Source organism: Neisseria meningitidis, assembly GCF_022869645.1.
GTDB classification, from domain to species: Bacteria; Pseudomonadota; Gammaproteobacteria; order Burkholderiales; family Neisseriaceae; genus Neisseria; species Neisseria meningitidis.
Genome location: NZ_CP064367.1, coordinates 319442 through 342607, shown reverse-complemented (window position 1 = coordinate 342607; position 23166 = coordinate 319442). Strand labels below are relative to the sequence as shown.

The window sequence follows — 23166 nt, the reverse complement described above, 5'->3', positions numbered from 1 at the left end:
AGGGGATTTTGGGGGATTTTGCAAAGGTCTCAGGCGGCAAATCGCCACCCTTCCCTTCAAACCTTCCGCCTGTCCCAACAGCAGACAGGCGAAAAAGCCCTTACCACTGATAACCGACAGATGCGGAAGCACCGAAATGGCCGCGCGAATTGCCGGAAGCCGTGCCTTTGATAATCCAATTTCCGCCGTCGGAAATACTGGAGTAGCCGATGGCGTAACCGGCTTCGCCGCGATAAGTGCCGCCGCCGATCGCCATCATACTCTTGCCGGGCAGATACGCCTGAACCAGACCTGCGGTTGCAATCGCTTGGGCGATGCCCGCACGCGCGTTGCCGTCCACATTGTCGATGCGGTTGTTCAAGTTTTGCGCCACGCCTTTAAGTTGTGCGACGTTTGTAACATCCCCCTCTTTAACGCCCGGGGCGACATTGGTAATGCGGACGGGTTTGTTGGCATCCTTGCTGCCGACATTCAACGCGCCCTCGTCATCCACGCTTAAAGTGGGCGCATCTGCCCCCGCGCCGAGCGAAACGCTGGAAAACTGCGGCGCCATCGAAGTGGCGATGTCGATATTTTTACCGTTGCGGCTAATCTCGATGTTGTTGCCGGCATTAATGTTGACGGTTTCATCCATCTTTCCCTTGCTCGGCGAAACATTGCCGCTGATGACTTTGCCCGAAGAACCTGCAACCGCTTTGGAATCCAAATTCCAACCGCTGTTTTGCAGCTGATTGACGTTTAGGGCATCGCCGACATTTACATCATACATAACAGTGATGTTGCCTTGATCATCTTTACTTACAGTCGCAGTTGTACCTTTACCACTAGCAAAGGTTACATTTGTGCCTGATGTAACGGTTTCAAACTTGTCAGCTTGACCTGTTTGACCATTAGCGGTTGTTGTTTTCATTCTCCAACCAGCCTTGTTTACTGCATCAATCACTTCTTTTGCAGTCACTAAGCCTTCGCCTTCGTCTGTAGAAGAACCATTCTCGCCTTTGCCTTTACCAGTAACCAACTTACCGTCTTTTTCTTTAATAACAGAAGTCTTCGCACCGATTTTAACTTCGGTTCTCTTGCCGTTGTCTTTGCTTTCCACATTAACAGTCGTTGTTTTCGTATCTGCGCTCAAGAACTCGACTGTGTCGTAAGTGCGGACGAAATCGACATTTTCTGATTGACCAGTTGTTGAGCCAGTTTTAACACCCTTAATATTCCAACCCGCATTCAACACATCCTTAATACTTGCTGCACGAGTGTAATGTGTACTTTGGTTACCCGCATCAACGTGAGAAGCAGAAGAACCCGCAAGCGTATCGGTCAAAGTCGAACCGATACCGTTCAGATGAACCGTGGTGTCGCCGTTCGTCCCAGCCGTTTCTTTCGCGAAATTCAAGCCTTTGGTGTCGCTTATGATGTTGACTTTCTTGCCGTTTGCGCCAAACGATAATTTTTCAGTTTCAACATTGATCAGGCCTGTGAGGTCTTTTTTCAGCGAGTAGGTGAAGCTACTGGCATTGGTGTTTTCATTGGTGTTTTGTTTGATTTTCAGGTTGTCGCCGGCTTTGAGGGTAACTACTATGTATGGGTCTACAAATTCCTTGCTGTCGTTAGTCATTGATAATGATATCGTTTCCAATTCGCCGCTGCCTTCCATACTGGCTTGAATGCTCCCTACGACAGAGCGTTGTACGGATTCTAACTCTTCTTCTTCATCTTCATCGGTAGCATTCGCCTGAACCGTTGCAAACAACAGTGTCGCCAATACGGCGGTCTTCACGGTTGCGGAGGCGCGTTTGGTGTGGTTGCGTGTGAGCTCGGATACGGCGACCCAGGCATTGAGGGCACTATTCCAAATGATGCGGTATATTTTGTTCATTTTGTTTTTTCTTTTGGTTTGTTTGAATGGTTAAATCGGGGTTTGGGGGCGGATGGTGCGGCATCCGCCCGGTTTTTGGGGGTTGGGGGTTTTCTGATAAATTCCCCCAACTTAAAATCTCGTCATTCCCGCGAAGGCGGGAATCTGGGACGTGGAATCTAAGGAAACTGTTTTATCCGGTAAGTTTCCGTGCCGACGGGTCTGGATTCCCGCTTTTGCGGGAATGACGGTCGGTGGGGTTTCGGTTTTTTCCGATAAAGTCCTGCTGCGTTGTGTTGCTGGATTCCCGCCTGCGCGGGAATGACGGCCGCCGGACGGCAAACGACCATACACAATTATTGACAACCCCATTTATTGCGAAAGTCAGCCTAGGAGAATCGATCTAATTGTCAACATTCCCTTATAATCAAAGGGATTACACTTTATTTTACGCAAATTCGGGGGGGGGTGATTTTTGATGTTTTTTGACGAAAATTTACATTTGGACAACAGAAAGAAAAAAGCCGTGTCGCATCTGTGCAACACGGCTTGGCGGGCGCAAACGGATATAGTGGATTAACAAAAACCAGTACAGCGTTGGCTCGCCTTAGCTCAAAGAGAACGATTCTCTAAGGTGCTCAAGCACCAAGTGAATCGGTTCCGTACTATTTGTACTGTCTGCGGCTTCGTCGCCTTGTCCTGATTTTTGTTAATCCACTATAAAACGGTGTTCCCTGCCGCCGCAGGCGGAACGCCGGATGACGGGGTTTTCCCTAAGGGTGCGGCTGCCGCTATATCACGAAATCCAACAGGTAGAAATCTTCTTTGCCCACGCCGCATTCGGGGCATTTCCAGTCGTCGGGGATGTCTTCAAACTTTGTCCCGGGGGCGATGCCGTGTTCGGGGTCGCCGTGTTCTTCATCGTAAATCCAGCCGCAGGGGCCGCACATATATTGCGCCATTTGTGTTTCCTTGTTTTTTGTATAGTGGGTTAACAAAAACCGGTACGGCGTTGCCTCGCCTTAGCTCGAAGAGAACGATTCTCTAAAGTACTGAAGCACCCGTACTATTTGTACTGTCTGCGGCTTCGCCGCCTTGCCCTGATTTTTGTTCATCCGCTATAAATCAGGGTTTGGGAGAATGGTGCGGTATCCGCCCGGTTTTTTTGGGGTTGGTTTTTTTTCGATAGATTCCTGTGGTTTTTCGATTACTGGATTCCCACTTCCGTGGGAATGACGGTTTGGAGGTTTCGGTTTTTTCGATGAATTCCTGTTGCGTTAGGGGGGGCTGGATTCCCGCTTTTGCGGGAATGACGGTTTGAGGGTTTCTGTTTTTTCCGATGGATTCCTGTTACGTTGGGGGCTGGATTCCCGCTTTCGCGGGAATGACGCGATGGGGGTTTCGGTTTTTTCCGCCTGTTTATTTTGCGGCTTCGATTGCCGCTATTTCTTTGCGGAGGTGTTTGATCGCGGGAGTTACGATGGCGACAAACATTGCTTCGCGGACGCGCCTTTGGGCGGGACTCCGCATCAGGTAGCCTTTTGCGCCGGAATGCAGGGCGGCGGATTGGGCGGCGGCAAGTGTCAGTACGGCGGCGGCTTCGCGCAGCTTGAGGGTGGTAAGGTTGTCGGGCGTGCCGCTCCAAGCCAATCCGGCGAGCCGTTCGGTTTCTGCCCACGCGCCGTCCAGCCTTGTTTTGAGGCTGTCGTAGCCGTCGTCGAGATAGCGGTTGACTTCGGCGTTGACGACGTTGGCGAGGCGGATGATGCCGAGGCTGCCGTCTATCACGCCCGCGCCGATGCCGATTTGCAGGAGGATAAAGCCTGCTTTGATGCTTTGGATGTAGTCGGCAAACTGTTCGGGCGCGGCGATGATGTCTTCGTCGGGGATAAATACGTCTTTGAAGTTCAGGCTGAAGGTGCGCGTGCCTTCGAGGGCGCAAAATTCGGGGCAGTTTTGCAGGCTTACGCCTTCCCATTGTCCGCCTGTGATGAACATGACGTAGCCGCCGCCGATTTGGGCGGTATTCGCCCAAATGTGGTCTTCGCCGATGTTGGACACCCACGGCAGCGCGCCGTTGACTGTGTAGCCGCCCTCCACGCGCTCGGCTTGGAGGTTGTGTTTTTCGATGTCGGCAAGGTGTTTGACGGTATTGGACATGCCCGTACCCGCCAATACTTTGCCTTGCAGGATGTCGGCAAGGTATTTGTCTTTGACGGCCCGGTTGGGCGTTTGGTGCAGATACCACGCGCAAGCCGCCTGACACCACGCACTGAAAGAGGTTGCGCCGCATTCTTTGCCGATTTCGCGCAATACGGCGATTTGCGTTGCCAAACCCAAGCCGTTGCCGCCTTCGGCTTCTGTACCGACTGCGCCGAATCCACCGATTGCGCCGAGTTCGCGCATAAATGCTTCGGGGTAGTATCCTTTGCGGTCGATGTCGTCCACTATGGGTTTGAGCTTGGTTTTGACGAATTCGGCAACGTTGGCAATCAGGGTTTGGGCGTTCATCTTTGTTCCTTAAGGTTTGCGGGGAAATCGGGGGCGCGCCTGATGCGCGGCTGCTTCCCTGCCGCTTAGGCGGCTTGTTTTTGTTTGAGGGGGTGTTTTTGAAAAACCGCCCGATATTCGGGCGGTTTGCCGTATCAGGCGTAAGCCTGCAATTCGGGGTTGATTTCGGTTTGTCCGAGGTTGTTGACGTAGTTGCACAAAGTTGCCAAGGCTACGCCCATCACGACTTCGACTGCCTGCTGCTGGTTGTAGCCCGCATCAAAAAATGCTTTGAGTTCCTCGTCGGATACCGCGCCTTTTTTTGCCATTACGGCTTGGGTAAAGGCGGCGAGCGCGCCGAGTTTAGCATCGTCAAATTCGCCTGCCGCCAAAGCGCGCGCGGCTTTGACGGATTGTTCGGAAAGGAGTTTTTTCAGGGTTGCGAGTTTGGTGTGCCCTGCCACGCAGAAGCCGCATTGGTTGGTGCGGGCGGCAATAATCTGGATTACTTCGACTTCGCCGGCGGTCAGGCTGTTGGCGGCGTTGAGCTTGCCGACTTCTTGGTAAAACGCCAAGGCTTCGGGGGCGTTTGATAATACGCCGATAAGGTTGGGGATAAAGCCGTTGTTTTGAAGTACCGCCTCGACGCGCGCTTTGGCGGCTTCGGGGGCGGTTTCGAGGGTGTGTACGGTTAAACGTGCCATTTTCTTTCCTTGTTCGCAAATATTGGGTACGGGCGCATGGTATGCATTTCGGAACGGAATAGGAAAGACTGATTGGTTATGTGCTGCAAACGAAAGGTTATAAGAAATGCCGTCTGAACATTTTTCAGACGGCACGATGGAAAAGAAAACGCGCTTATCGGCCCCCGCGCCCGAAATATTGCGCCAATGCGGCTTGGGGATTGGCTGCCTCAACCGTTTCGGGCAATTCGGTATAGCCGCGCGATAAAAGGTGGCGTGCATAAAGGCTGTTGCCCTTTGCGCCGAACCAGACGGAAACCGCCAAGCCCAATACGTTAAACGCCGAGTCTGTGGCGGGCGTGTCGCCGTAAACCAGTTGGGCAAACACAGCCAGCACGAATATCGCGCCCGTCAGCCCCAGCCCCAAACCCCACATTCTTTTGAAACACGCCCACAGCGTGCCGAACAAGAGCCCCGGCCATGACCAGCCTTGTTTGACGGCTTGGGGCGGCAGGGCGGGATGGGTGTAGATTTTGTATGGTTTCATCGTGTTTCCTTTTCGGTTGAAACCCTGCCCTTTGGGAAGGTAGGATCAGACTTTATAGTGGATTAAATTTAAACCAGTACGGCGTTACCTCGCCTTGCCGTACTATCTGTACTGTCTGCGGCTTCGTTGCCTTGTCCTGATTTAAATTTAATCCACTATATTTGGGAGGGGCGCGCCCGTGTGTCGGCATACGGTTTGAAAGCGATTACCCGACGGGGAACTTCAAACCCGACAATGCCGTCTGAACGGCGTTTTGCCTTCAGACGGCATTGCCTGCCTTCAAAGCGGACGCGCTTATTCCGCCCAGTTTTTCTTTTTGCTGGTTTTGCCTACGCCCGGGTTGAAGCTGTTGGTCGGGTCAAGTTTGCGGTAAAACTGTTTGAGCGCGGGTTTGGCTTCATACAAATGACCGACGTTGTGTTCGGCGGGATATTGCGCGCCGCGTTGGTCTAAAAGATGCAGCATTTCGTGTTCCAACGCCATGCAGTCGTTGCCTTTTTTGATGATGTAATCCTGATGGAAAACGTGGCACATGAAATGTCCATAGTAGAGTTTATGGATGATTTTATTGTCGATTTCCGACGGCAGTTTTTCAAACCAGTCGCGATCGTCGCGGCGCAGGGCGATGTCGAGCGCGACCAAGTCTTCCACTTCGTCATCATGCACGGCGCGGTAGCGGATGGCGGCGGAGGCGACGGCGAAACGGTGCAGCATCGCGGCTTGGGTTTCTTCGGCGTTGCACTCGAAAAACGCGCCGCTGTGGTGTGCAAAATATTCTTTTAAGAACGCGCGCGCCTCATCCACGCCTTTCCCGCCTATTTTCAGAATCAGGTGGTGTTCGTATTTGTCGCGGTAATCGCGCATGGATTTGGGCAGGTGGTCGGGCAGGTATTTGCTGACGAACTGCATGGCCTTGTCGGAAAAATGTTTGGGCAGGAAGCTGGCTTTTTTGCCGAACCTGTCCACGCGCGCCTTCAAGTCAAATAATTTCGGCAGTTGGTGCGTACCGAATTTTTTGATGACGTAAAACGTGTCTTTGCCGTACACGTCGGCAATGTCGAAAGCGTGGCGGTGGATGTATTCGCCGGAAACAGGCAGGCTTTCAAATTCGCCCAAGGCGGCGCGGCGGATGTCGGTCAGCTCGTTGATGTCGTTCGTGCCGATGTAGAACACGGCGGTTTGTTTTTCTTGCGGGAAGGTGTCCAAACGGACGGCAAAAACCATCAGTTTGCCCGCGCAGCCCGAGGCTTCGTAATGGCGGGCGGGGTCGGCATTGAAACGCGCGGCGGTCGGTTCGTCCACTTGGCGGACGTGTTCGCAATAGGCGTGGTCGTGCCCTTTGCCCGCGTCTTGTTTGATGTCTTTGTTTTGATAATGATGACCTTGCAGGTTGGTCAGGATTTCTTCGGGCGTGTCGCCCAAGTCTATACCCAAGTGGTTGACCAGTTCCAACCTGCCTTCTTCGTTGATTTGGGCGAACAGTGCCATTTCGGTGTAGGCCGGGCCGCGCTGCACCAATGCGCCGCCGGAGTTGTTGCACACGCCGCCCAAGACGGACGCACCGATGCAGGAAGAGCCGATAACCGAATGCGGTTCGCGCCCCAAAGGTTTCAGCAGCAATTCAAGCTGGTTCAGGGTCGAGCCGGGCAGGCAGACGACTTGTTCGTTGTTGTTGATGGTTTGGATGATGTTCATCCGCATGGTGTTCACAATCACGATGTCGCGGTCGTAATCGTTGCCGTCGGGGGTCGAGCCGCCCGTCAAACCGGTATTCGCCGCCTGCGTAATCACAATCACGTCCGCTTCGACGCAGGCCTGCAGAATTTTCCACATTTCCAGAATGGTTCCGGGGCGCACCACCGCCAACGCCCTGCCCTCGCCGAAGCGGTAGCCTTGGCGGTATTGTTCGGTCTTCGCGGGGTCGGTGATGATGTATTTTTCGCCTACGGTTTGGGTCAGTCTTGACAGTAATTGTGATGCGCTCATGGCAGTTTCCTTAAAATTGTCGGCAGGTGCATATGCACATTGAAATTGTTTTCCCATTGTAGTTATACGTTATGGCAAAGTAAAGAAAATGCCGTCTGAACGGCTTTCAGACGGCATCGGCGCGGTACGAGAACGCCGGAACATCGAAGCTCCGGCGTTTCAAATAGGGCGGCGGGCCAAACCCCCGGCACTGGCGCACCGGAGTGGGCTGCTGGCTTCCGCCCCTGACCCGGTGTTCCGATTTGCCATGCGGGGAGACCCGCCTCAGAGAAACGGCATTATAACGGGTTTTCTGAAAAACTCAACCGTTTTGATACGGTCATACGCCGGAAACACCACCTAAAATTTATATTTGATAATATTGTCAACAATTTCTCAAAGCGTTATTTTGTTTCTATAAGGGTATTTCCTGTTTCGGCATTGAAAAATATCAAAAATTGAACTACATTATCGCCTTTTCAAACCCGCCTGAAACCGACTTTTCAGACGGCATTCAAATAAAAATTGCCAAACACGGACACACCATGACCACGACTACCGCCCCGCAGCGTATTCGGGAAATTCCCTATAACTATACTTCCTACACCGACCGCGAAATCGTCATCCGATTATTGGGCGACGAAGCGTGGCAAATCCTGCAAGACCTGCGCGGACAGCGTAAAACCGGGCGTTCAGCACGAATGCTGTTTGAAGTATTGGGCGATATTTGGGTGGTCGTGCGCAATCCGTATCTGGTCGATGACTTGTTGGAACATCCGAAACGCCGCGCCGCGCTGGTACGCGAAATGCGCCACAGGTTGAACGAAATCCGCAAACGCCGCGACGATAATCGGCAAGTGGATGTCTTGGTTGCCGCAGCAGAAAAAGCAGTCGAGCGTTTTGATAGCAGTTTTGATGAAACCAGCCAAAAACGCCATCAGATTTTGGAACGCTTAAGCAAAATTACCAAACCGCACAATATCATGTTTGACGGATTGGCGCGGGTAACGCACGTTACTGATGCGACCGACTGGCGCGTGGAGTATCCGTTTGTCGTCGTCAATCCCGACACTGAGGCGGAAGTCGCGCCTTTGGTGCGCGCCTTAATCGAGCTGGATTTGGTCATTATTCCGCGCGGCGGCGGCACGGGTTATACCGGCGGCGCGATTCCTTTGGACGCAATGAGCGCAGTCATCAATACCGAAAAACTCGACAAGCATCGCGGTGTCGAATTTGTCGAACTGGCAGGATTGGACGGCAAGCATCCGATTATCCGGTGCGGCGCGGGCGTGGTTACGCGGCGGGTGGAAGAAACCGCGCATCAGGCAGGTTTGGTGTTCGCCGTCGATCCGACTTCCGCCGATGCGTCCTGCGTGGGCGGTAATGTGGCGATGAACGCAGGCGGTAAAAAAGCCGTGTTGTGGGGGACGGCGTTGGACAACCTCGCCTACTGGCAGATGGTCAACCCGCAGGGCGAATGGTTGCGTATCGAACGTGTGCGCCACAATTTCGGCAAAATCCACGATGAAGAAACCGCCGTGTTCGACGTTCACACGCTGGATTCAGACGGCATCAACATCGTTAAGACCGAACGCTTGGAAATCCCCGGCCACAAATTCCGCAAAGTCGGTTTGGGCAAAGACGTTACCGACAAATTCTTGAGCGGCCTGCCCGGCGTGCAAAAAGAAGGTACAGACGGCATCATCACCGGCGTCGCCTTCGTGTTGCACAAAATGCCGAAATACACGCGCACCGTGTGTATGGAGTTTTTCGGCACGGTCGCCACCGCCACGCCTTCTATCGTTGAAATCCGCGATTTCCTGCTCGCCCACGACAGCGTTCGGCTGGCAGGTTTGGAACATTTAGACTGGCGTTACGTCCGCGCCGTCGGCTACGCCACCAAAGCGGCGGGCAAGGGACGACCGAAAATGGTCTTGCTGGCAGACGTGGTTTCAGACGACGAAGCCGCCGTAGAGGCAGCCGCCGAGCACATCTGTGAACTTGCCCGCGCCCGCGACGGCGAAGGCTTTATCGCCGTATCGCCCGAAGCGCGCAAAACCTTCTGGCTCGACCGCAGCCGCACCGCCGCCATCGCCAAGCACACCAACGCCTTTAAAATTAACGAAGACGTGGTCATCCCACTCGAAAGGCTCGGCGAGTATTCAGACGGCATCGAACGCATCAACATCGAGCTTTCCATCCAAAACAAACTCAAACTCTGTGCCGCATTGGAGCAATATCTTTCGGGCAAACTCCCCATCGACAAAATGGGAACAGACCTGCCGACCGCCGAACTGTTGGGCGAACGCGGCAAACACGCCCTTGCCCACGTTTCCGCCGTCAAAGCGCGTTGGGAATGGCTGCTTGCCAACTTGGACGCGCCGCTTGCCGACTATAAAGCACGCTATGGCTCAGCCGTCCACGCCGCGCCCGAAGCCAAAGACAATGAAAGCTGCTTTACCGCATTCCGCGATTTCCGCCTGCGCGTGTCTGTCAAAGCGGACGTAATGAAGCCGCTTTCTGAAATCTTCAGCGGCAAAACCGACACCAAAATTATCCAAGGCTTGGGAAAAATCCACGCAAAAACCGTACGCAGCCGCGTCTTTGTCGCCCTGCATATGCACGCCGGCGACGGTAACGTTCACACCAATATTCCGGTTAACTCAGACGATGCCGAAATGCTTCAGACGGCATACCGCTCAGTCGAACGCATTATGAAAATCGCCCGTTCGCTCGGAGGCGTGATTTCGGGCGAACACGGCATCGGCATCACCAAGCTCGAATTTTTAAGCGACGAAGAAATGCAGCCGTTTTGGGACTACAAAAACCAAGTCGATCCCAAACACACCTTCAACCGTCACAAACTGATGAAAGGCTCGGACTTACGCAACGCCTACACGCCGTCTTTCGAGCTTTTGGGCGCGGAATCGCTGATTATGGAAAAATCAGACCTCGGCACGATTGCCGATTCCGTCAAAGACTGCCTGCGCTGCGGCAAATGCAAACCCGTCTGCTCCACCCACGTTCCGCGTGCCAACCTGCTGTACAGCCCCCGCAACAAAATCCTCGGCGTGGGTTTGCTGACCGAGGCCTTCTTATACGAAGAACAAACCCGTCGCGGCGTTTCCATCAAACACTTTGAAGAACTCATGGACATCGGCGACCACTGCACCGTGTGCCACCGCTGCGTCAAACCCTGCCCCGTCAACATCGACTTCGGCGACGTAACCGTAGCCGTCCGCAACTACCTTGCCGATTCCGGCCACAAACGATTTGCGCCTGCCGCAGCTATGGGTATGGCGTTTTTGAACGCCACCGGCCCGAAAACCATCAAAGCCCTTCGCGCCGCCATGATACAAACCGGCTTCCCCGCGCAAAACTTTGCCTACAAAATCGGCAAGCTTCTTCCGATCGGCACGAAAAAGCAAAAAGCCGAACCCAAGGCAACCGTCGGCAAAGCCCCGATTAAAGAACAGGTTATCCATTTCATCAACCGCCCACTGCCCAAAAGCGTACCCGCTAAAACACCGCGCTCCTTATTGGGCATCGAAGACGGCAAAAGCATCCCCATCATCCGCAACCCCGCCGCGCCCGAAGATGCCGAAGCCGTGTTCTACTTCCCGGGTTGCGGTTCGGAACGCCTGTTCAGCCAAATCGGACTTGCCGTTCAAGCCATGCTCTGGCACGTCGGCGTACAAACCGTCCTGCCGCCGGGCTATATGTGTTGCGGCTATCCGCAAGACGCGGGCGGCAACAAGGCAAAAGCCGAAGAAATGAGCACCAACAACCGCGTCGCCTTCCATCGAATGGCGAACACCCTCAACTACCTCGACATCAAAACCGTCGTCGTCAGTTGCGGCACTTGTTACGACCAGCTCGAAAAATACCGCTTTGAAGAAATCTTCCCTGGCTGCCGCATCATCGACATCCACGAATATCTGCTCGAAAAAGGCGTGAAACTAAACGGCGTAAAAGGTCAGCAATACCTCTACCACGATCCTTGCCACACGCCCATCAAAACCATGAACGCCACCCAAATGGCCAGCAGCCTGATGGGGCAGAAAGTCGTCTTAAGCGACCGCTGCTGCGGCGAATCTGGCATGTTCGCCGTCAAACGACCCGATATCGCCACCCAAGTCAAATTCCGCAAACAAGAGGAAATCGAGAAAAACCTCAAAGAGCTGCCGCAGGGTGAACCCGTCAAAATGCTTACTTCCTGCCCAGCCTGCCTGCAAGGCTTGAGCCGCTACACCGACGACAACAATATGCCTGCCGACTACATCGTCATCGAAATGGCGAAACACATCCTCGGCGAAAACTGGCTAGACGAGTTTGTGAAAAAAGCCAACAACGGCGGCGTGGAAAAAGTATTGCTGTAACAACGGACACGGAAATGCCGTCTGAACGCCGAAAGCCTTCAGACGGCATTGTTTGAATCAAATACCTACCCGAATCATGATTGACGGACAAACAACCGAACCCAAACAAAAAACCCGAATCATCCTTGCCCCTATGCAGGGTCTGGTCGATGACGTGATGCGCGACCTGCTGACGCGTATTGGCGGCTACGACGAATGCGTCAGCGAATTTGTACGCATTACCCATACCGTGCATTCCCGCGCCACATGGTTAAAATACGTCCCCGAAATCGCCAACGGAAACAAAACGTTTTCCGGCACGCCCTGCACCGTCCAACTTCTGGGCAGCGATGCGGACAATATGGCGGCGAATGCGCTGGAAGCCGTCCGCTTCGGTGCGGACAAAATCGATTTGAACTTCGGCTGCCCCGCGCCCACCGTCAACAGGCACAAAGGCGGCGCAATTCTTCTGAAAGAACCGGAACTGATATTCCACATCGTCAAAACGCTGCGCGAACGTTTGCCCGCACATATTCCGCTCACCGCAAAAATGCGGCTCGGCTATGAAGACAAAAGCCCTGCTTTGGAATGCGCCTGTGCGATTGCCGAAGGGGGCGCGTGCGGACTGACCGTACACGCGCGTACCAAAGCCGAGGGTTACGAACCGCCGGCGCATTGGGAATGGATAAGGAAAATCCGAGACAGCGTCGATATCCCAGTTACCGCCAACGGCGATGTCTTCAGCCTGCAGGACTATATCGGCATCAAAACAATCAGCGGCTGCAACAGCGTCATGCTGGGGCGCGGCGCGGTCATCCGCCCCGATTTGGCGCGGCAAATCAAGCAATACGAGAACGGCGGGCCGGTCAAAGACACGGATTTTGCCGAAGTTTCTAAATGGATACGGCAGTTTTTCGAGCTGTGCCTGACAAAAGAGGCAAACAATAAATACCCGATCGCCCGTCTTAAGCAATGGTTGGGCATGATGAAAAAAACGTTCGACCCGGCGCAAACGCTGTTTGACCGCGTCCGAACGGTTAAGGATGCGGATGAAGTCCGCCGAATCCTGAACGCATTTGAGCATGAGATAAATGTTTGACTGTCTCCCATGCTTCAAAGCAAATGCCGGCTGAAAGCATTTGCTGTCTTTATTGCCGTTTTTCCCCTGATTTCGGCGTATTTTTGTTTTTCAGTTTCGCCCCCAAACCCAAACGCCTTTCATAATCCGATTGCGGGGTATCGTCTTCCTGCATACCGAACGCGCCGGCATTGACCCACAGCGACAGCAGCGCGACGACAAAGGCGCAAAAGCCGATTACATACCAAAACATTGCCCCTCCCGATTTGTTAAAATCATATCAAATACAGTGCCGAATTTATCACAAACGCACGGGCAAATATAGTGAATTAAATTTAAATAAGGACAAGGCGGCGAGCCGAAGACAGTACAAATAGTACGGAACCGATTCACTTGGTGCTTCAGCACCTTAGAGAATCGTTCTCTTTGAGCTAAGGCGAGCCAACGCTGTATCGGTTTAAATTTAATTCACTATAAATCTTCTGACCGTAGTATTTCATTCATTCACTTTGAAAACAAAAAAGGACACCTGAAAATTTTGCAAAACTTTTCAGATGCCCTTGCTTTGCCGAAAAACGTATTGTAAGCTGCCCTTTTGTTTTACCAATTGCATATAATCAGCTCGCCGCTTGTTTTACCGGTTTTGTCTCTGCCAACCGTATAGGCAAGCTCAGGCTGTGTGATGCGGAAGTCTTTGAAACTCCCTTATATCAGGATGGTCATTGATAGATAGCATGAATTTTCCCTTGCTCTCCGCCATCGCTTTGGTCAGCAGCTCATACTGCAGCCAATCGAATTCGTGGTCGTACCCTGCGGTTTGCCAGTACGGCGGGTCTGCGTAGAAGAAGGTATGCTATTGTTATATCTCTTGAAACAACGCGCCCACGGTTCGTTCTCAATAAATACTCCTCTCAAACGGGCTTGTGTAACCTCGCGCCCGTTTTGTCCCAATTTTGCATTATTTTGTCATGCGGATATTTCACGGCATGACAAAACAGTTGCAAAACAAGCCCGATCGGATTCTTCCAATCGGGCTTGTTTTTTGAGATGTTCCCGCTTAATTTGCGCCGTAACTGTCGGCCGGAGCGTCCCTGCCCGGTATCGGAATCCCTGTATGGCGCGGAGGTGTCCGCCGTATCCTGCGCCTGCTCCTTTGCTCTTGCCGTTTACAGCGGGGTTTTTTTTGAAGCTCCGCGTGACGGCTTCGGCGGATCGGGTCTTGTTTTGTCCGTATAGGGCGGCGGAAATCTGCGTCCATTTGCGGTCTTTCCGCAAGGAACGGACAAGCCCGGGGTGGGGGTGTGGAACAGTGTCCGCATGGGTTTATTATAGCGGTTTCCGCCTCGGTACCGCATTTCGCTGGGGGTGTTTAAAAACCGTGTGCCGATGCCGATACCCTGCCATTCGGGCAATACGACCATCCCGGCGGCACGCGCTTCTTTCATGTCGGGGCGTGTACGGGCGCAGCCGGACGGGGACGCTGCCCAAACCGGCCGCCGACAATGCCGCCGTTACTTCGTGAAATGCCTTATCAGGCGCGATTTCATCGGCTATCGGCTTGCCGCCCGCACAAGTCGGCGCGTAAAGCTCTCGAGCCTTACCGATACCGGTTTTCCCAGAACCGGAGGGTTCGGCAACTACGCCAATTTTCCCATCCCCATCCTCAATCGGCAGTTCGACCGTTTTGTCGAAATTTGCGCCGCTTTCCACGTCAAACCGTGATTTTTTGCCTGCTGTTGCGCGGCAGCTGTCGAAACTGGTGCGGCGGTGTACGGTTTTAATTGCTATCCCATTGCTTTCGGTGTATTGTAGATGTTGCGTTTTTGGCGTTACAACGACCACGCCCCACTGTGGTTTGTATATTCAATTAAAATCAAAATAGGACAGTAGTGCATCGTCAAATCGGGCGTAATCAGACAAAACGGTTCGCAGATACCGCTTAATATTCGCCCACACTTTCTCAATCGGGTTGAGCTCAGGTGAATAAGGTGCAAGAGGCAATACCTTATGTCCCAATTTTTCCGCCATTTCCCGTAAGACACCCATACGGTAAAATCGCGCATTATCTAAAATAATCAACGATTTTTGAGTCAATGCGGGCAGTAGGCATTGCTGAAACCACGCTTCAAAAAAGACTCCGGTCATCGTATTTTGATAAACCATTGGAGCAATCAGCCGGTTGCCGACTTGTGCGGACACCAAAGATAAGCGTTGGTATCTTTTTCCACTTATCTGCGCTTTCACTATTTGCCCTTTCAGGCTGCGGGCATAGGGACGGAACAGGTAGCGGTCAAATCCTGTTTCATCCAAATAAACACGTTGGTAGTCGGAAAATTCGGCCGGCTGTGTCAAATAATGCGTTACTTTGGCCGGGTCTTGTTCTTTGTAAGTGGTGGTCTTTTTTTGCGCGTTATCCCCATCTGTTTGAGTGCATAGCAAATGGTGGCTGCCGTACAATCAAAATGTTTGGCGATTTCATGCAGATAGGCATCCTGGTGTTGCCCAATATATTGAGCCGGTTTTTGCCTATCCGATTTGACGGCATTTAGACCGGTAACTTGATGTTTTAGGCTGCCTGTTTGTTTTTTAAGGCGAATCCACAGGTAAAGCGTGTTTCTTGACAAGTTAAACGTTGCTGCGGTTTGGCTGATGTTTTTGCATTGTTCGTAATATAGTGGATTAACAAAAACCAGTACGGTGTTGCCTCGCCTTGCCGTACTATTTGTACTGTCTGCGGCTTCGTCGCCTTGTCCTGATTTAAATTTAATCCACTATAGTTTAAAGCTTTGTTTCTTAAGTCCGCAGAGTATGCCATGGTTAGACCTTCAAAGTTGAGTATTGTACTATTTTGTTTTTAATTGATTATAATTCACTATAAATCCCCTTCGTTGCGTTTGGACTTTGCCGATACCGCATATCCGAGAAAGGAAGCGATGATTTACTATCCCGCTGTGCTGTTCCAAGACCCCGATTAAAGCAACTGAGGCGTGATTATTCCCGATCTGCCGGGCTGCTATCCTGTCGGCGATACGGTTGCCGACGCGCTTGCCGATACCAAAGCCGCCGCAATGTTCCATCTCGAAGGGCTTTTGCAGGAAAACCTGCCGATTCCTGGGGCGCAAAGCATAAAGGTTCATCGGGACAATCCCGATTATGCCTAGCGGTGTTGTGGACGATGGTTGAAGCGGACGATGCCGCATTAACCGGACAGGTACGGTTTAATATCAGTTGGCCGCAACATATCCTCAACCGTGTCGATGCCTGCACTGCCGCCGTCATGAAACCCGAGCGGTTTTTTGGCGAAAGCCGCTTTAAAGGCGATGCAGCCTTAACTTTCAGCCCGATTTTTTCGGGCTTTTTTATTGCCGATGCCGTCTGAATGCGGAGCGGCGGCAATTTTACAGCGTGAGACCTTTGCAAAATTCCCCAAAATCCCCTAAATTCCCACCAAGCCATTTAGGGGATTTTCCATGAGCACCTTCTTCCGGCAAACCGCACAAGCCATGATTGCCAAACACATCGACCGTTTCCCGCTATTGAAGTTGGACCAGGTAATTGATTGGCAGCCGATCGAACAATACCTGAACCGTCAAAGAACCCGTTACCTCCGAGACCACCGCGGCCGTCCCGCCTACCCGCTGTTGTCCATGTTCAAAGCCGTCCTGCTCGGACAATGGCACAGTCTCTCCGATCCCGAACTCGAACACAGCCTCATTACCCGCATCGATTTCAACCTGTTTTGCCGTTTCGACGAACTGAGCATCCCCGATTACAGCACCTTATGCCGCTACCGCAACCGGCTGGCGCAAGACGACACCCTGTCCGAATTGCTGGAACTGATTAACCGCCAACTGACCGAAAAAGGTTTAAAAGTAGAGAAAGCATCCGCCGCCGTCGTTGATGCCACCATTATTCAGACCGCCGGCAGCAAACAGCGTCAGGCCATAGAAGTCGATAACAAAGGACAAGTCAGCGGACAAACTACACCGAGTAAAGACGGCGATGCCCGTTGGACAAAGAAAAACGGCCTCTACAGACTCGGTTACAAACAACATACCCGTACCGATGCGGAAGGCTATATCGAGAAACTGCACATCACCCCAGCCAATACCCATGAGTGCAACCACCTGTTGCCTTTGCTGGAAGGCATTACCGAAGGCACGACCATCTATGCCGACAAAGGCTATGACAGTGCGGAAAACCGAACATCTGGAAGAACATCAGTTGTTAGACGGCATTATGCGCGGGCAGCCTATTTCGGACTGATTAAAGTGAGTGCGCAAAGCCACCTGAAGGCGATGTGTTTGAACCTGTTGAAAGCGGCCAACAGGCTAAGTGCGCCCGCTGCCGCCTAAAAGGCAGCCCGGATGCCTGATTATCGGGTATCCGGGGAGGATTAAGGGGGTATTTGGGTAGAATTAGGAGGTGTTTGGGGCAAAAACAGCCGAAAACCTGTGTTTGGGTTTCGGCTGTCGGGAGGGAAGGGAATTTTGCAAAGGTCTCAGAGTGAGTTTATTTTGGGGCGGCGGCGGGTCGGGGGCAAGCGGCGTGGGGCTTTTAGGTTTGGGGGTGGGTAAAAAATGCCGTACCCGGCGGGCAGGCTTCGCACTCTGAAGGTTTCAGACGGCGTTTGTTTTTTCTGTCCAATCGAGGAACTGCCGCCATTTTTCCAGCGGCATATCGGCCCGCCGCGTTTCGGTATCGGGTTCGGCTTCCCAGCGGCCTACCTGTATGTAGTGCTTCACCCCGACGATTTGCGCCAACTCGGCCTGTATCAGTTTGCAGCGGTTGCGCAGGTTGTAAGGTGTGTAGCCGAGTTCCATGTCGTTGCGGTTTATTTTGTTTCGCATATTTTTTTGACTGCCCGGCGGCAGGTTTCGGTAAGGACGGCGGCAAATCGGGCTTCGTCTGCCGGTTTTCCGTCGAAAAAAATAAAATCGTAAAGGGTGATGCCGTTTTCGGAATGGCGGTAATGCCCGCCCGGGCATTCGCTGTCTGTCTGCCTGTGGATTTTGGCAATCAGGCGGGGATAGCGGCAATGGGTAATGAAACGGCTTGCGCCGTCTTGCCCGATAATCCATTCGGGGTAGCGGTTGAATAGTGCGGCTCTGTTCATTTTGTTCGGGGGATAAAGCCCCTCGCGGGGCTTGTGGTCAGGCAAATTTGAATATCAGTGCCAACACGGCGGCGATGGCGGTAACCAGCCCGGTGGCCGCCATCATGGGATACCATCGGGATTCTTGGGCTATTTTTACGGATTCGGCGTTGATTTTGTGCGCGTCTGCAATGATTTTGGCGATTTCGACATCTACTTTTCTCAGACTGGAGTGTTTCATTTCTTGTTCGATTATGTTCATCGTACTTCCTTTCGTTTTTGGCGGTTGCCGCCGCTTGTCGGATGGCAGGATGTCTGCCATGTGTATATATTGATACCTTTTAGGTTTTATTGCAAGTGTTTTGGGCGGCGGCTTCGTATGCTTGGCGGTGGCGGCGGCTGTACCATTCGGCGAGTTCGCGCCGCTCTTGGAGGCGGTAGCTGTCGGCGGTCAGGTAGTGGTGCAGGCTTGAGAAGCCGGCGCGTTGGAGGGCGGCGCGGCTGATGTGGCCGAGGGCGAGGTCTGTTGTGAGGGTGTCTTTTCCGGCGGTCAGGCTGATGTTGGTGAAGAGGTGGCGGAATCCGTGCATTGTGTGTTTGGATTTGCCGGGGGTGCTGCCGTCATAGCCCAGTCGTCGGATGGCGTTGTGGGCGAATTTGATGCTGATGTGGTCGGGATGGGGGGCGGGTTTGCGCCGTGGGCGGATGCCGGGGAAAAGGTGGATGTTGTCGCCGGTCTGTGTGTGCAGCTCTCGGAGTATTTCTACCGCCCAGTCCGACAGTGGGACGGTAAAGGGGTGTTTGGTCTTCATGTCGGCGGCGGGGATGTGCCATAACCGGGCGGTGAGGTCGATGTCTTGCCAGCGGGCGGAAAGCAGTGCGGACGGACGGGATGACTTCCCCGGTTTCCCCATCAATCCGCGCCGCCTCGATTTTTCCGTTGGCGCGCAGCATTTCCACCGCCTGCCGCACCGACATCAACCGCTTGCCGTTGCGCCTCATCGCCTCCACCAAAACCGCCGAAATCAATTTGGCTTCTTCCGTTTTAAGCTCCGTCTTGCCCGCATCGCTGCGCCGTTTGCGCGTCGGCTTGACGCTGACCGCCTCCAGCTTGCGGTATAGCGTGGCAAGGCTGATGCCCAATTCCTGCGCCTGCTGCTTAAGATATGCAGAGCGTGCGCCGCGTTCCATTGCTTCCGCCTGATTCTCGACTGCCTTAAGACGCTCAATCATTGCCGGATTCATCGCCTTCTCCCGTTTCACCGCCCAACCATTCCGGCACATTGTCTGTCGGTGCTTCAGTCGGCAGGGCATAGCTTTCGCGCAGTTGCTCGCAGTCCAAAATAATTTGATTGAGCGTGCCGACCATCTTTGCCTGATGGCTGATCCCGTGTGCCTCACTGTGCGCATTAAGTTGGTCGAACAAATCTTTCAGACGGCTCACTTGACTGCGGATACCGACCTCAAGGCTTGTTAACTGCATCGCCAACTCGCTGCCTACGTCTTCCGCCTTCGGCTCTCTGACAACGGTTTGCTTCTTAGCCAGCTTCTCGGCCAGCTCATCAATTTTGGCTGTTTGGGTTTTCATCACTTCGTCTTTGGCGGCGAGGTTTTCGCGGCTTTCGCGCAGGGCGACGCGCAGCTCGCGCACCGTCATTCGGTCCACATCGTCAAAGGTCATGCCGTTGACTTCTTCCCCTTCGGCCAAACCCACCAGCGTAACGTCTTCTTCGACCAGCAGCTCAAGCAGCTTCGACTTGCCCAAATCCATCAGCTTCGGCGCGGCTTTCTGCATTTGCGGGGTCGCAAAGCGGCGAGTGGCTGACATCAGACGTGATGTTTCTGCGATACCCAGCCCAAATTGGCTTTTCACAATTTCCATAAACCGTCCGTGTTCCGTATGCTCTTTTAAAATAATCAGCGCACGTCCCAGTTCGAACATGCCTTCCATCGTCTGCCGTACTGCTTGACGACCGCGTTCAACCCAACGCTCTTCGCTATAAGTCTCGCCGTTACCCCACTGCTCCATCACCAGCACACTGCGCATCGCTGCCTGATTGCTTACTTTGTCGGTTGCGATAATTTCAATTTCTGTATTCATTTTTTATCTCCAAAGTTTCCGACGTCGGAAACTTTCAAAATCCGTTAATCCACATCGACCCGCTTGCCGATTTCGGCAATCTTGCTTTGCAGCCGTTCATGCTGCTGCCTGAACCGCTCTGCGATTTGCAGGGTTTTGATGCCGTAGGCGTAGTTGCCGTTTTCAAGTTTGATGACCAATCCCGAGGCAACCAAATCATCAATATCCCTGCTGACTTGCGATGGCGTCAGCCCCAGTCCGACCGATAAATCCTTATTGCTCAGACCGATAATCGGATGCTCGTCAAGCGCGATAAAGACCCTCAATAGCCGTTGTACCCTTTTACTTTCTGCCATCCGCATCCTCCTTATTTCAGTCCCAGCTTCTTGGCAATTTCATGCCCCTTGCCGTAATTGCCTTTGCGCTGTCCGCCGACCACCAGATACACATCGCGCGGCTTAAAGCCGTTCTCTCTTGCCCACTGCGCCAGCGTTTGGCCGTTTTGGGCAAAATTTTCTTTTAGTTTTTCAACAGTATAGCCATAGATAGCCCTTTCCCATTGTGATAAAATAGTGAACTATTTATGCACTAGAAATTAATTAGTGCATTACCAATGCGTGAATTATGAGATTTTAAAATCTCTTTTGCAAGGATTATTTTGTGATTTCTAAATCTCTTTTTGGTAATCGTTTGAAAGAAAAAAGAAAGTTTTTAGGGCTTACCCAAGCACAAGCTGCTGAAAAAGCAGGTATTGAGCGCGAAACATGGGGCAAATACGAACGTGGCGTATTTATGCCTAGTGGAGATGTATTGCTCTCTTTTTTGAATATGGGAATAGATGTGAGCAGCTTATTTGCTGCTGAACAGGGAATTAGGCCGTCTGAAAATTCTGAAATTAGTAAGGAAGAGTCAGAGTTATTAGGGTATTACCGCCAAGCCAGCGATAACGGCAAATTTGTCATTCTCAGTGTGGCAAAAGGCGCAGAGAAAAAAGCAGCCGAAAATACTCAAGTTTCAGCCACGCATAAAACAGCGTGATTTTTAAATCCAAAATGGAGACAGTCTTATGTTTGACTTTGAACAACAAATCAAATGGGGTGAGCGAGCGGAAGAAATCGTTAAAGAGGCAGCCACCCAGAACAATATCGAAATTCCCGAACCTTTGGCTTCGGCATTAGCTAAGGCGGTAAAAGTGCATTATCTAAGCCAAGCTGGTGTGTTTTCTTTGGTAGAAGCCTATGCAGACACGGTAAATCCAACTGAAAAAGAAGTAGATTACCAAGCAATCGGCAAAGAGCTATTTGAAAAATAAAAAATGCCGTCTGAAATTTTCAGACGGCATTTAGGACACTCCGACAGTCGGGCTGCTCCGGTGTTCTGAAACGGATATTAAGCAATTGAAGCGGCCGTGCATTTTAAAACGCATTAAAAACTACCCCGACATACAGGTCATCGGGCAGGTGGTTCAGGTGTTGAAAGATTTGAATTGATGCCGTCTGAATTTATTTTTTCGACACAGATATTAAAAGAGAAAGGACTGTACAAATGGCAAAAAAAACTACTAAAACTATTCATTATTTACGTGCGCAGCAAAACCATAGCTTGTTCGATTTAGAGGTAGCATTAAGAAGGGTTTTGTCAGCTGCTCCTACTGTTCAAGATACACAAATTGAACAATATAATCAGCTTACCCAAATCATGCATAGAACTTTGGATCCTAAAGATGTAAAAGGCAATTCAATTGGTGGATTACTGATACACATTGGCAGCGGTACAAAAGATGAACATATCCGCACTATGAGCAATAGACCTGTACAGCAAGATGATCATGGTGGAACACAAGCTCCTCCAAGTGGATATTCCTTTTTGCGTAAAGAGGCTTTTTTGTATATTGTTGGACACCATGTAATTTTTTGCGGACATGGTTTTTTGTCAGCATCAACGGTTGCTTCTTATTTAAGTTTACTTAGCAATAAATTGAGAGAGAACAATCCGGATATTGTTCAATTTAATATTGAATTCAAAGCAGTAGGCAATTGCGACAAGTTGTCATTGATACAACAACATGGGGTAAAAAGTATTCTTTTAGATGCTTCGGCATATCAATTATCCAGAAACAGACTGTATCAAGATAGCCGTTCAACCATTGCTAAAGCATTAGGGAAAGTTGGTAGTGTATTTACAAGCGAATTGAGTGATGAGGAATTGGAAGCACAATCCGAAATTCATATCAATTTAGAAGTCTTGCTAAACGGTAATTCGAGAGCCAGTATTGAAGCGCAATCGCTGATGCAGGAGCAGGCAGAGGAAATTATTGATGATGAAACGGTTAATCAAGGATTTTCCATTACCACGCAACAAGGTGAAGTGATTCAGCCCTCTGATGTAAAACTGTCTAAATCTGTTAGAATAGGACGATACGATGAAGCCAACTCGTTACTCCCTGACTCGGCATTTACAGCAATCAGTGAATATTTCCTAGAACTCCAAAGCAGAAACTTAACTGAACAATGAAAAAATATCTGCCCTTACTACGTTTTTTGTTGATTGCTTGTATATCAGCATTTTTAGCATGGAAAGGGCAACCTTTTGTTCATGGGAACGAGAAGGCCGTTGATTTAATTATTAACGTATTTGCAATCTTAGCCGGTTTTTTAATTGCCATTATGACATTGTTTAGTGATATGAGGTTTGATGAAGATGCAAATTGGCGACAAATTCAAATTCGTGAAGGCGTACAAGAACAACGGTATATAAAACATTCCTTACTTTTTTACACATATCTTGCCGTATTAGTTTGTGTTTTTATTGTCATCTTGTTGGCTCATAAAGAAGAATACAAAAATGGACCAGCCATTTTTTGGCTTGAACGGAGCTATTTATTTTTAGCCTGTATTTCCATTTTTTATTCTGTATTCTTACCTGGGAATTTAATTAAAAGCCGAAAAGAAGAGTTTAAAAAATTAATGGAAAAGAAGAAACCCAAAATCTAGAACGAGTTTTAACCCCCTT

Annotated in this window: 24 protein-coding genes, 1 other RNA gene and 3 pseudogenes; 10 read left to right on the top strand and 18 right to left on the bottom strand. The window is 51.4% G+C overall.

Annotated elements, in window-relative coordinates; genetic code table 11:
• Positions 1-100: 100 nt before the first annotated feature.
• From nhhA to ffs, 8 genes and pseudogenes are all read right to left on the bottom strand, one after another.
• Entirely contained in the window at positions 101-1879 is a 1779-nt protein-coding gene (nhhA, locus tag IUJ45_RS01785) for an autotransporter adhesin NhhA (protein WP_002236925.1), read from the bottom strand.
• A 770-nt stretch (positions 1880-2649) separates the two neighbouring features.
• Positions 2650-2820, bottom strand: a complete 171-nt coding sequence (locus IUJ45_RS01780; RefSeq protein WP_002217326.1) for a rubredoxin — start codon at positions 2818-2820, stop codon at positions 2650-2652.
• Between the two features lie 457 nt (positions 2821-3277).
• The gene (locus IUJ45_RS01775; RefSeq protein WP_002217325.1) at positions 3278-4369 is read right to left on the bottom strand and encodes an acyl-CoA dehydrogenase family protein; all 1092 of its coding nucleotides are present in this window, start codon (positions 4367-4369) and stop codon (positions 3278-3280) included.
• Between the two features lie 134 nt (positions 4370-4503).
• On the bottom strand, positions 4504-5052 hold the full coding sequence (locus IUJ45_RS01770) for a carboxymuconolactone decarboxylase family protein (protein WP_002236926.1): 549 nt from the start codon (positions 5050-5052) through the stop codon (positions 4504-4506).
• 154 nt (positions 5053-5206) lie between these two features.
• Positions 5207-5578, bottom strand: a complete 372-nt coding sequence (locus IUJ45_RS01765) for a DUF2628 domain-containing protein (RefSeq protein ID WP_002213703.1) — start codon at positions 5576-5578, stop codon at positions 5207-5209.
• Positions 5579-5633: 55 nt separating this feature from the next.
• Positions 5634-5741, bottom strand: a pseudogene (locus tag IUJ45_RS01760) (IS5/IS1182 family transposase); the annotation flags it as partial.
• Between the two features lie 131 nt (positions 5742-5872).
• Positions 5873-7564, bottom strand: a complete 1692-nt coding sequence (gene dld, locus IUJ45_RS01755; protein ID WP_002246920.1) for a D-lactate dehydrogenase — start codon at positions 7562-7564, stop codon at positions 5873-5875.
• Between the two features lie 167 nt (positions 7565-7731).
• Positions 7732-7828: signal recognition particle sRNA small type (gene ffs / locus IUJ45_RS01750), an RNA gene on the bottom strand.
• Between the two features lie 260 nt (positions 7829-8088).
• Between ffs and IUJ45_RS01745 the strand changes: the two genes are divergently transcribed.
• Together IUJ45_RS01745 and IUJ45_RS01740 are read left to right on the top strand one after the other, a co-directional pair.
• Positions 8089-11922, top strand: coding sequence for a DUF3683 domain-containing protein (locus tag IUJ45_RS01745; RefSeq protein ID WP_002246921.1), 3834 nt, complete (start codon positions 8089-8091; stop codon positions 11920-11922).
• 76 nt (positions 11923-11998) lie between these two features.
• The gene (locus IUJ45_RS01740) at positions 11999-13000 is read left to right on the top strand and encodes a tRNA dihydrouridine synthase (protein WP_002246154.1); all 1002 of its coding nucleotides are present in this window, start codon (positions 11999-12001) and stop codon (positions 12998-13000) included.
• Between the two features lie 49 nt (positions 13001-13049).
• Here the strand turns inward: IUJ45_RS01740 and IUJ45_RS01735 are convergent, their stop codons facing one another.
• A complete protein-coding gene (locus tag IUJ45_RS01735; RefSeq protein WP_002213698.1) occupies positions 13050-13232 on the bottom strand; it encodes a hypothetical protein in 183 nt (60 codons plus the stop codon).
• Positions 13233-14365: 1133 nt separating this feature from the next.
• Between IUJ45_RS01735 and IUJ45_RS01730 the strand changes: the two genes are divergently transcribed.
• On the top strand, positions 14366-14701 hold the full coding sequence (locus IUJ45_RS01730; protein WP_153314002.1) for a hypothetical protein: 336 nt from the start codon (positions 14366-14368) through the stop codon (positions 14699-14701).
• A 141-nt stretch (positions 14702-14842) separates the two neighbouring features.
• Here IUJ45_RS01730 and IUJ45_RS01725 read toward each other — a convergent pair.
• Positions 14843-15672, bottom strand: a protein-coding gene (locus IUJ45_RS01725) for an IS630 family transposase (RefSeq protein WP_157794828.1) whose coding sequence is annotated in 2 segments (ribosomal slippage) — positions 14843-15375 and positions 15375-15672 — 831 coding nt in all. Because the reading frame shifts where the segments join, the coding sequence is not laid out codon by codon here.
• Positions 15673-15966: 294 nt separating this feature from the next.
• On the opposite strand from IUJ45_RS01725, the gene IUJ45_RS01715 reads away from it, so the two are divergent.
• From IUJ45_RS01715 to IUJ45_RS01705, 3 genes and pseudogenes are all read left to right on the top strand, one after another.
• The gene (locus tag IUJ45_RS01715; protein WP_010981178.1) at positions 15967-16140 is read left to right on the top strand and encodes a type II toxin-antitoxin system HicB family antitoxin; all 174 of its coding nucleotides are present in this window, start codon (positions 15967-15969) and stop codon (positions 16138-16140) included.
• A 14-nt stretch (positions 16141-16154) separates the two neighbouring features.
• The gene (locus IUJ45_RS01710) at positions 16155-16358 is read left to right on the top strand and encodes a type II toxin-antitoxin system HicB family antitoxin (protein WP_002246160.1); all 204 of its coding nucleotides are present in this window, start codon (positions 16155-16157) and stop codon (positions 16356-16358) included.
• Positions 16359-16449: 91 nt separating this feature from the next.
• Positions 16450-17334 (top strand): annotated as a pseudogene (locus IUJ45_RS01705) (IS5 family transposase).
• 264 nt (positions 17335-17598) lie between these two features.
• On the opposite strand, the gene IUJ45_RS01700 reads toward IUJ45_RS01705, so the two are convergent.
• From IUJ45_RS01700 to IUJ45_RS01665, 8 genes and pseudogenes are all read right to left on the bottom strand, one after another.
• A complete protein-coding gene (locus IUJ45_RS01700; RefSeq protein ID WP_002239049.1) occupies positions 17599-17802 on the bottom strand; it encodes a hypothetical protein in 204 nt (67 codons plus the stop codon).
• Between the two features lie 11 nt (positions 17803-17813).
• Positions 17814-18095 carry a hypothetical protein gene (locus IUJ45_RS01695; RefSeq protein WP_002213693.1) on the bottom strand — a complete coding sequence of 94 codons (282 nt, stop codon included), beginning with the start codon at positions 18093-18095 and terminating at the stop codon, positions 17814-17816.
• A 37-nt stretch (positions 18096-18132) separates the two neighbouring features.
• Entirely contained in the window at positions 18133-18336 is a 204-nt protein-coding gene (locus IUJ45_RS01690; protein ID WP_002234830.1) for a hypothetical protein, read from the bottom strand.
• A 79-nt stretch (positions 18337-18415) separates the two neighbouring features.
• Entirely contained in the window at positions 18416-18988 is a 573-nt protein-coding gene (locus IUJ45_RS01685; RefSeq protein ID WP_019273911.1) for a site-specific integrase, read from the bottom strand.
• Positions 18897-19307 (bottom strand): annotated as a pseudogene (locus IUJ45_RS11050) (integrase); the annotation flags it as partial. The pseudogene IUJ45_RS11050 and the gene IUJ45_RS01685, both read right to left, overlap by 92 nt.
• Entirely contained in the window at positions 19300-20175 is an 876-nt protein-coding gene (locus IUJ45_RS01675) for a DUF3102 domain-containing protein (protein WP_002246162.1), read from the bottom strand. The gene IUJ45_RS01675 and the pseudogene IUJ45_RS11050, both read right to left, overlap by 8 nt.
• 44 nt (positions 20176-20219) lie before the next feature.
• Positions 20220-20510 carry an IclR family transcriptional regulator gene (locus tag IUJ45_RS01670; RefSeq protein WP_002232332.1) on the bottom strand — a complete coding sequence of 97 codons (291 nt, stop codon included), beginning with the start codon at positions 20508-20510 and terminating at the stop codon, positions 20220-20222.
• A gap of 11 nt (positions 20511-20521) precedes the next feature.
• A complete protein-coding gene (locus tag IUJ45_RS01665) occupies positions 20522-20644 on the bottom strand; it encodes a helix-turn-helix domain-containing protein (protein WP_196978652.1) in 123 nt (40 codons plus the stop codon).
• Positions 20645-20814: 170 nt separating this feature from the next.
• Here IUJ45_RS01665 and IUJ45_RS01660 point away from each other — a divergent pair, with 170 nt between their 5' ends.
• The 4 genes from IUJ45_RS01660 (at position 20815) to IUJ45_RS01645 (ending at position 23147) form a co-directional block, all read left to right on the top strand.
• Positions 20815-21192, top strand: coding sequence for a helix-turn-helix transcriptional regulator (locus IUJ45_RS01660; RefSeq protein ID WP_002221068.1), 378 nt, complete (start codon positions 20815-20817; stop codon positions 21190-21192).
• 28 nt (positions 21193-21220) lie between these two features.
• Positions 21221-21466, top strand: a complete 246-nt coding sequence (locus tag IUJ45_RS01655; protein ID WP_002213685.1) for a hypothetical protein — start codon at positions 21221-21223, stop codon at positions 21464-21466.
• Between the two features lie 233 nt (positions 21467-21699).
• Positions 21700-22668: a hypothetical protein gene (locus tag IUJ45_RS01650; protein WP_002213684.1), complete on the top strand. Its 969-nt coding sequence runs from the start codon at positions 21700-21702 to the stop codon at positions 22666-22668.
• The gene (locus IUJ45_RS01645; protein WP_002213683.1) at positions 22665-23147 is read left to right on the top strand and encodes a hypothetical protein; all 483 of its coding nucleotides are present in this window, start codon (positions 22665-22667) and stop codon (positions 23145-23147) included. Before IUJ45_RS01650 ends, IUJ45_RS01645 begins: the two co-directional genes overlap by 4 nt.
• Positions 23148-23166: the final 19 nt, after the last annotated feature.

Bases quoted from the DNA above. Each gene is read 5' to 3' on its own strand.
- IUJ45_RS01765 (WP_002213703.1), bottom strand. From the start codon at position 5,578: ATGAAACCATACAAAATCTACACCCATCCCGCCCTGCCGCCCCAAGCC.
- IUJ45_RS01650 (WP_002213684.1), top strand. From the start codon at position 21,700: ATGGCAAAAAAAACTACTAAAACTATTCATTATTTACGTGCGCAGCAA.
- IUJ45_RS01780 (WP_002217326.1), bottom strand. From the start codon at position 2,820: ATGGCGCAATATATGTGCGGCCCCTGCGGCTGGATTTACGATGAAGAA.
- IUJ45_RS01645 (WP_002213683.1), top strand. From the start codon at position 22,665: ATGAAAAAATATCTGCCCTTACTACGTTTTTTGTTGATTGCTTGTATA.
- IUJ45_RS01655 (WP_002213685.1), top strand. From the start codon at position 21,221: ATGTTTGACTTTGAACAACAAATCAAATGGGGTGAGCGAGCGGAAGAA.
- IUJ45_RS01685 (WP_019273911.1), bottom strand. From the start codon at position 18,988: ATGGGGAAACCGGGGAAGTCATCCCGTCCGTCCGCACTGCTTTCCGCC.
- IUJ45_RS01675 (WP_002246162.1), bottom strand. From the start codon at position 20,175: ATGAATACAGAAATTGAAATTATCGCAACCGACAAAGTAAGCAATCAG.
- IUJ45_RS01695 (WP_002213693.1), bottom strand. From the start codon at position 18,095: ATGAACAGAGCCGCACTATTCAACCGCTACCCCGAATGGATTATCGGG.
- IUJ45_RS01745 (WP_002246921.1), top strand. From the start codon at position 8,089: ATGACCACGACTACCGCCCCGCAGCGTATTCGGGAAATTCCCTATAAC.
- IUJ45_RS01700 (WP_002239049.1), bottom strand. From the start codon at position 17,802: ATGGAACTCGGCTACACACCTTACAACCTGCGCAACCGCTGCAAACTG.
- IUJ45_RS01770 (WP_002236926.1), bottom strand. From the start codon at position 5,052: ATGGCACGTTTAACCGTACACACCCTCGAAACCGCCCCCGAAGCCGCC.
- IUJ45_RS01735 (WP_002213698.1), bottom strand. From the start codon at position 13,232: ATGTTTTGGTATGTAATCGGCTTTTGCGCCTTTGTCGTCGCGCTGCTG.
- IUJ45_RS01730 (WP_153314002.1), top strand. From the start codon at position 14,366: ATGCCGATACCCTGCCATTCGGGCAATACGACCATCCCGGCGGCACGC.
- IUJ45_RS01710 (WP_002246160.1), top strand. From the start codon at position 16,155: ATGGTTGAAGCGGACGATGCCGCATTAACCGGACAGGTACGGTTTAAT.
- dld (WP_002246920.1), bottom strand. From the start codon at position 7,564: ATGAGCGCATCACAATTACTGTCAAGACTGACCCAAACCGTAGGCGAA.
- IUJ45_RS01740 (WP_002246154.1), top strand. From the start codon at position 11,999: ATGATTGACGGACAAACAACCGAACCCAAACAAAAAACCCGAATCATC.
- nhhA (WP_002236925.1), bottom strand. From the start codon at position 1,879: ATGAACAAAATATACCGCATCATTTGGAATAGTGCCCTCAATGCCTGG.
- IUJ45_RS01690 (WP_002234830.1), bottom strand. From the start codon at position 18,336: ATGAACATAATCGAACAAGAAATGAAACACTCCAGTCTGAGAAAAGTA.
- IUJ45_RS01670 (WP_002232332.1), bottom strand. From the start codon at position 20,510: ATGGCAGAAAGTAAAAGGGTACAACGGCTATTGAGGGTCTTTATCGCG.
- IUJ45_RS01775 (WP_002217325.1), bottom strand. From the start codon at position 4,369: ATGAACGCCCAAACCCTGATTGCCAACGTTGCCGAATTCGTCAAAACC.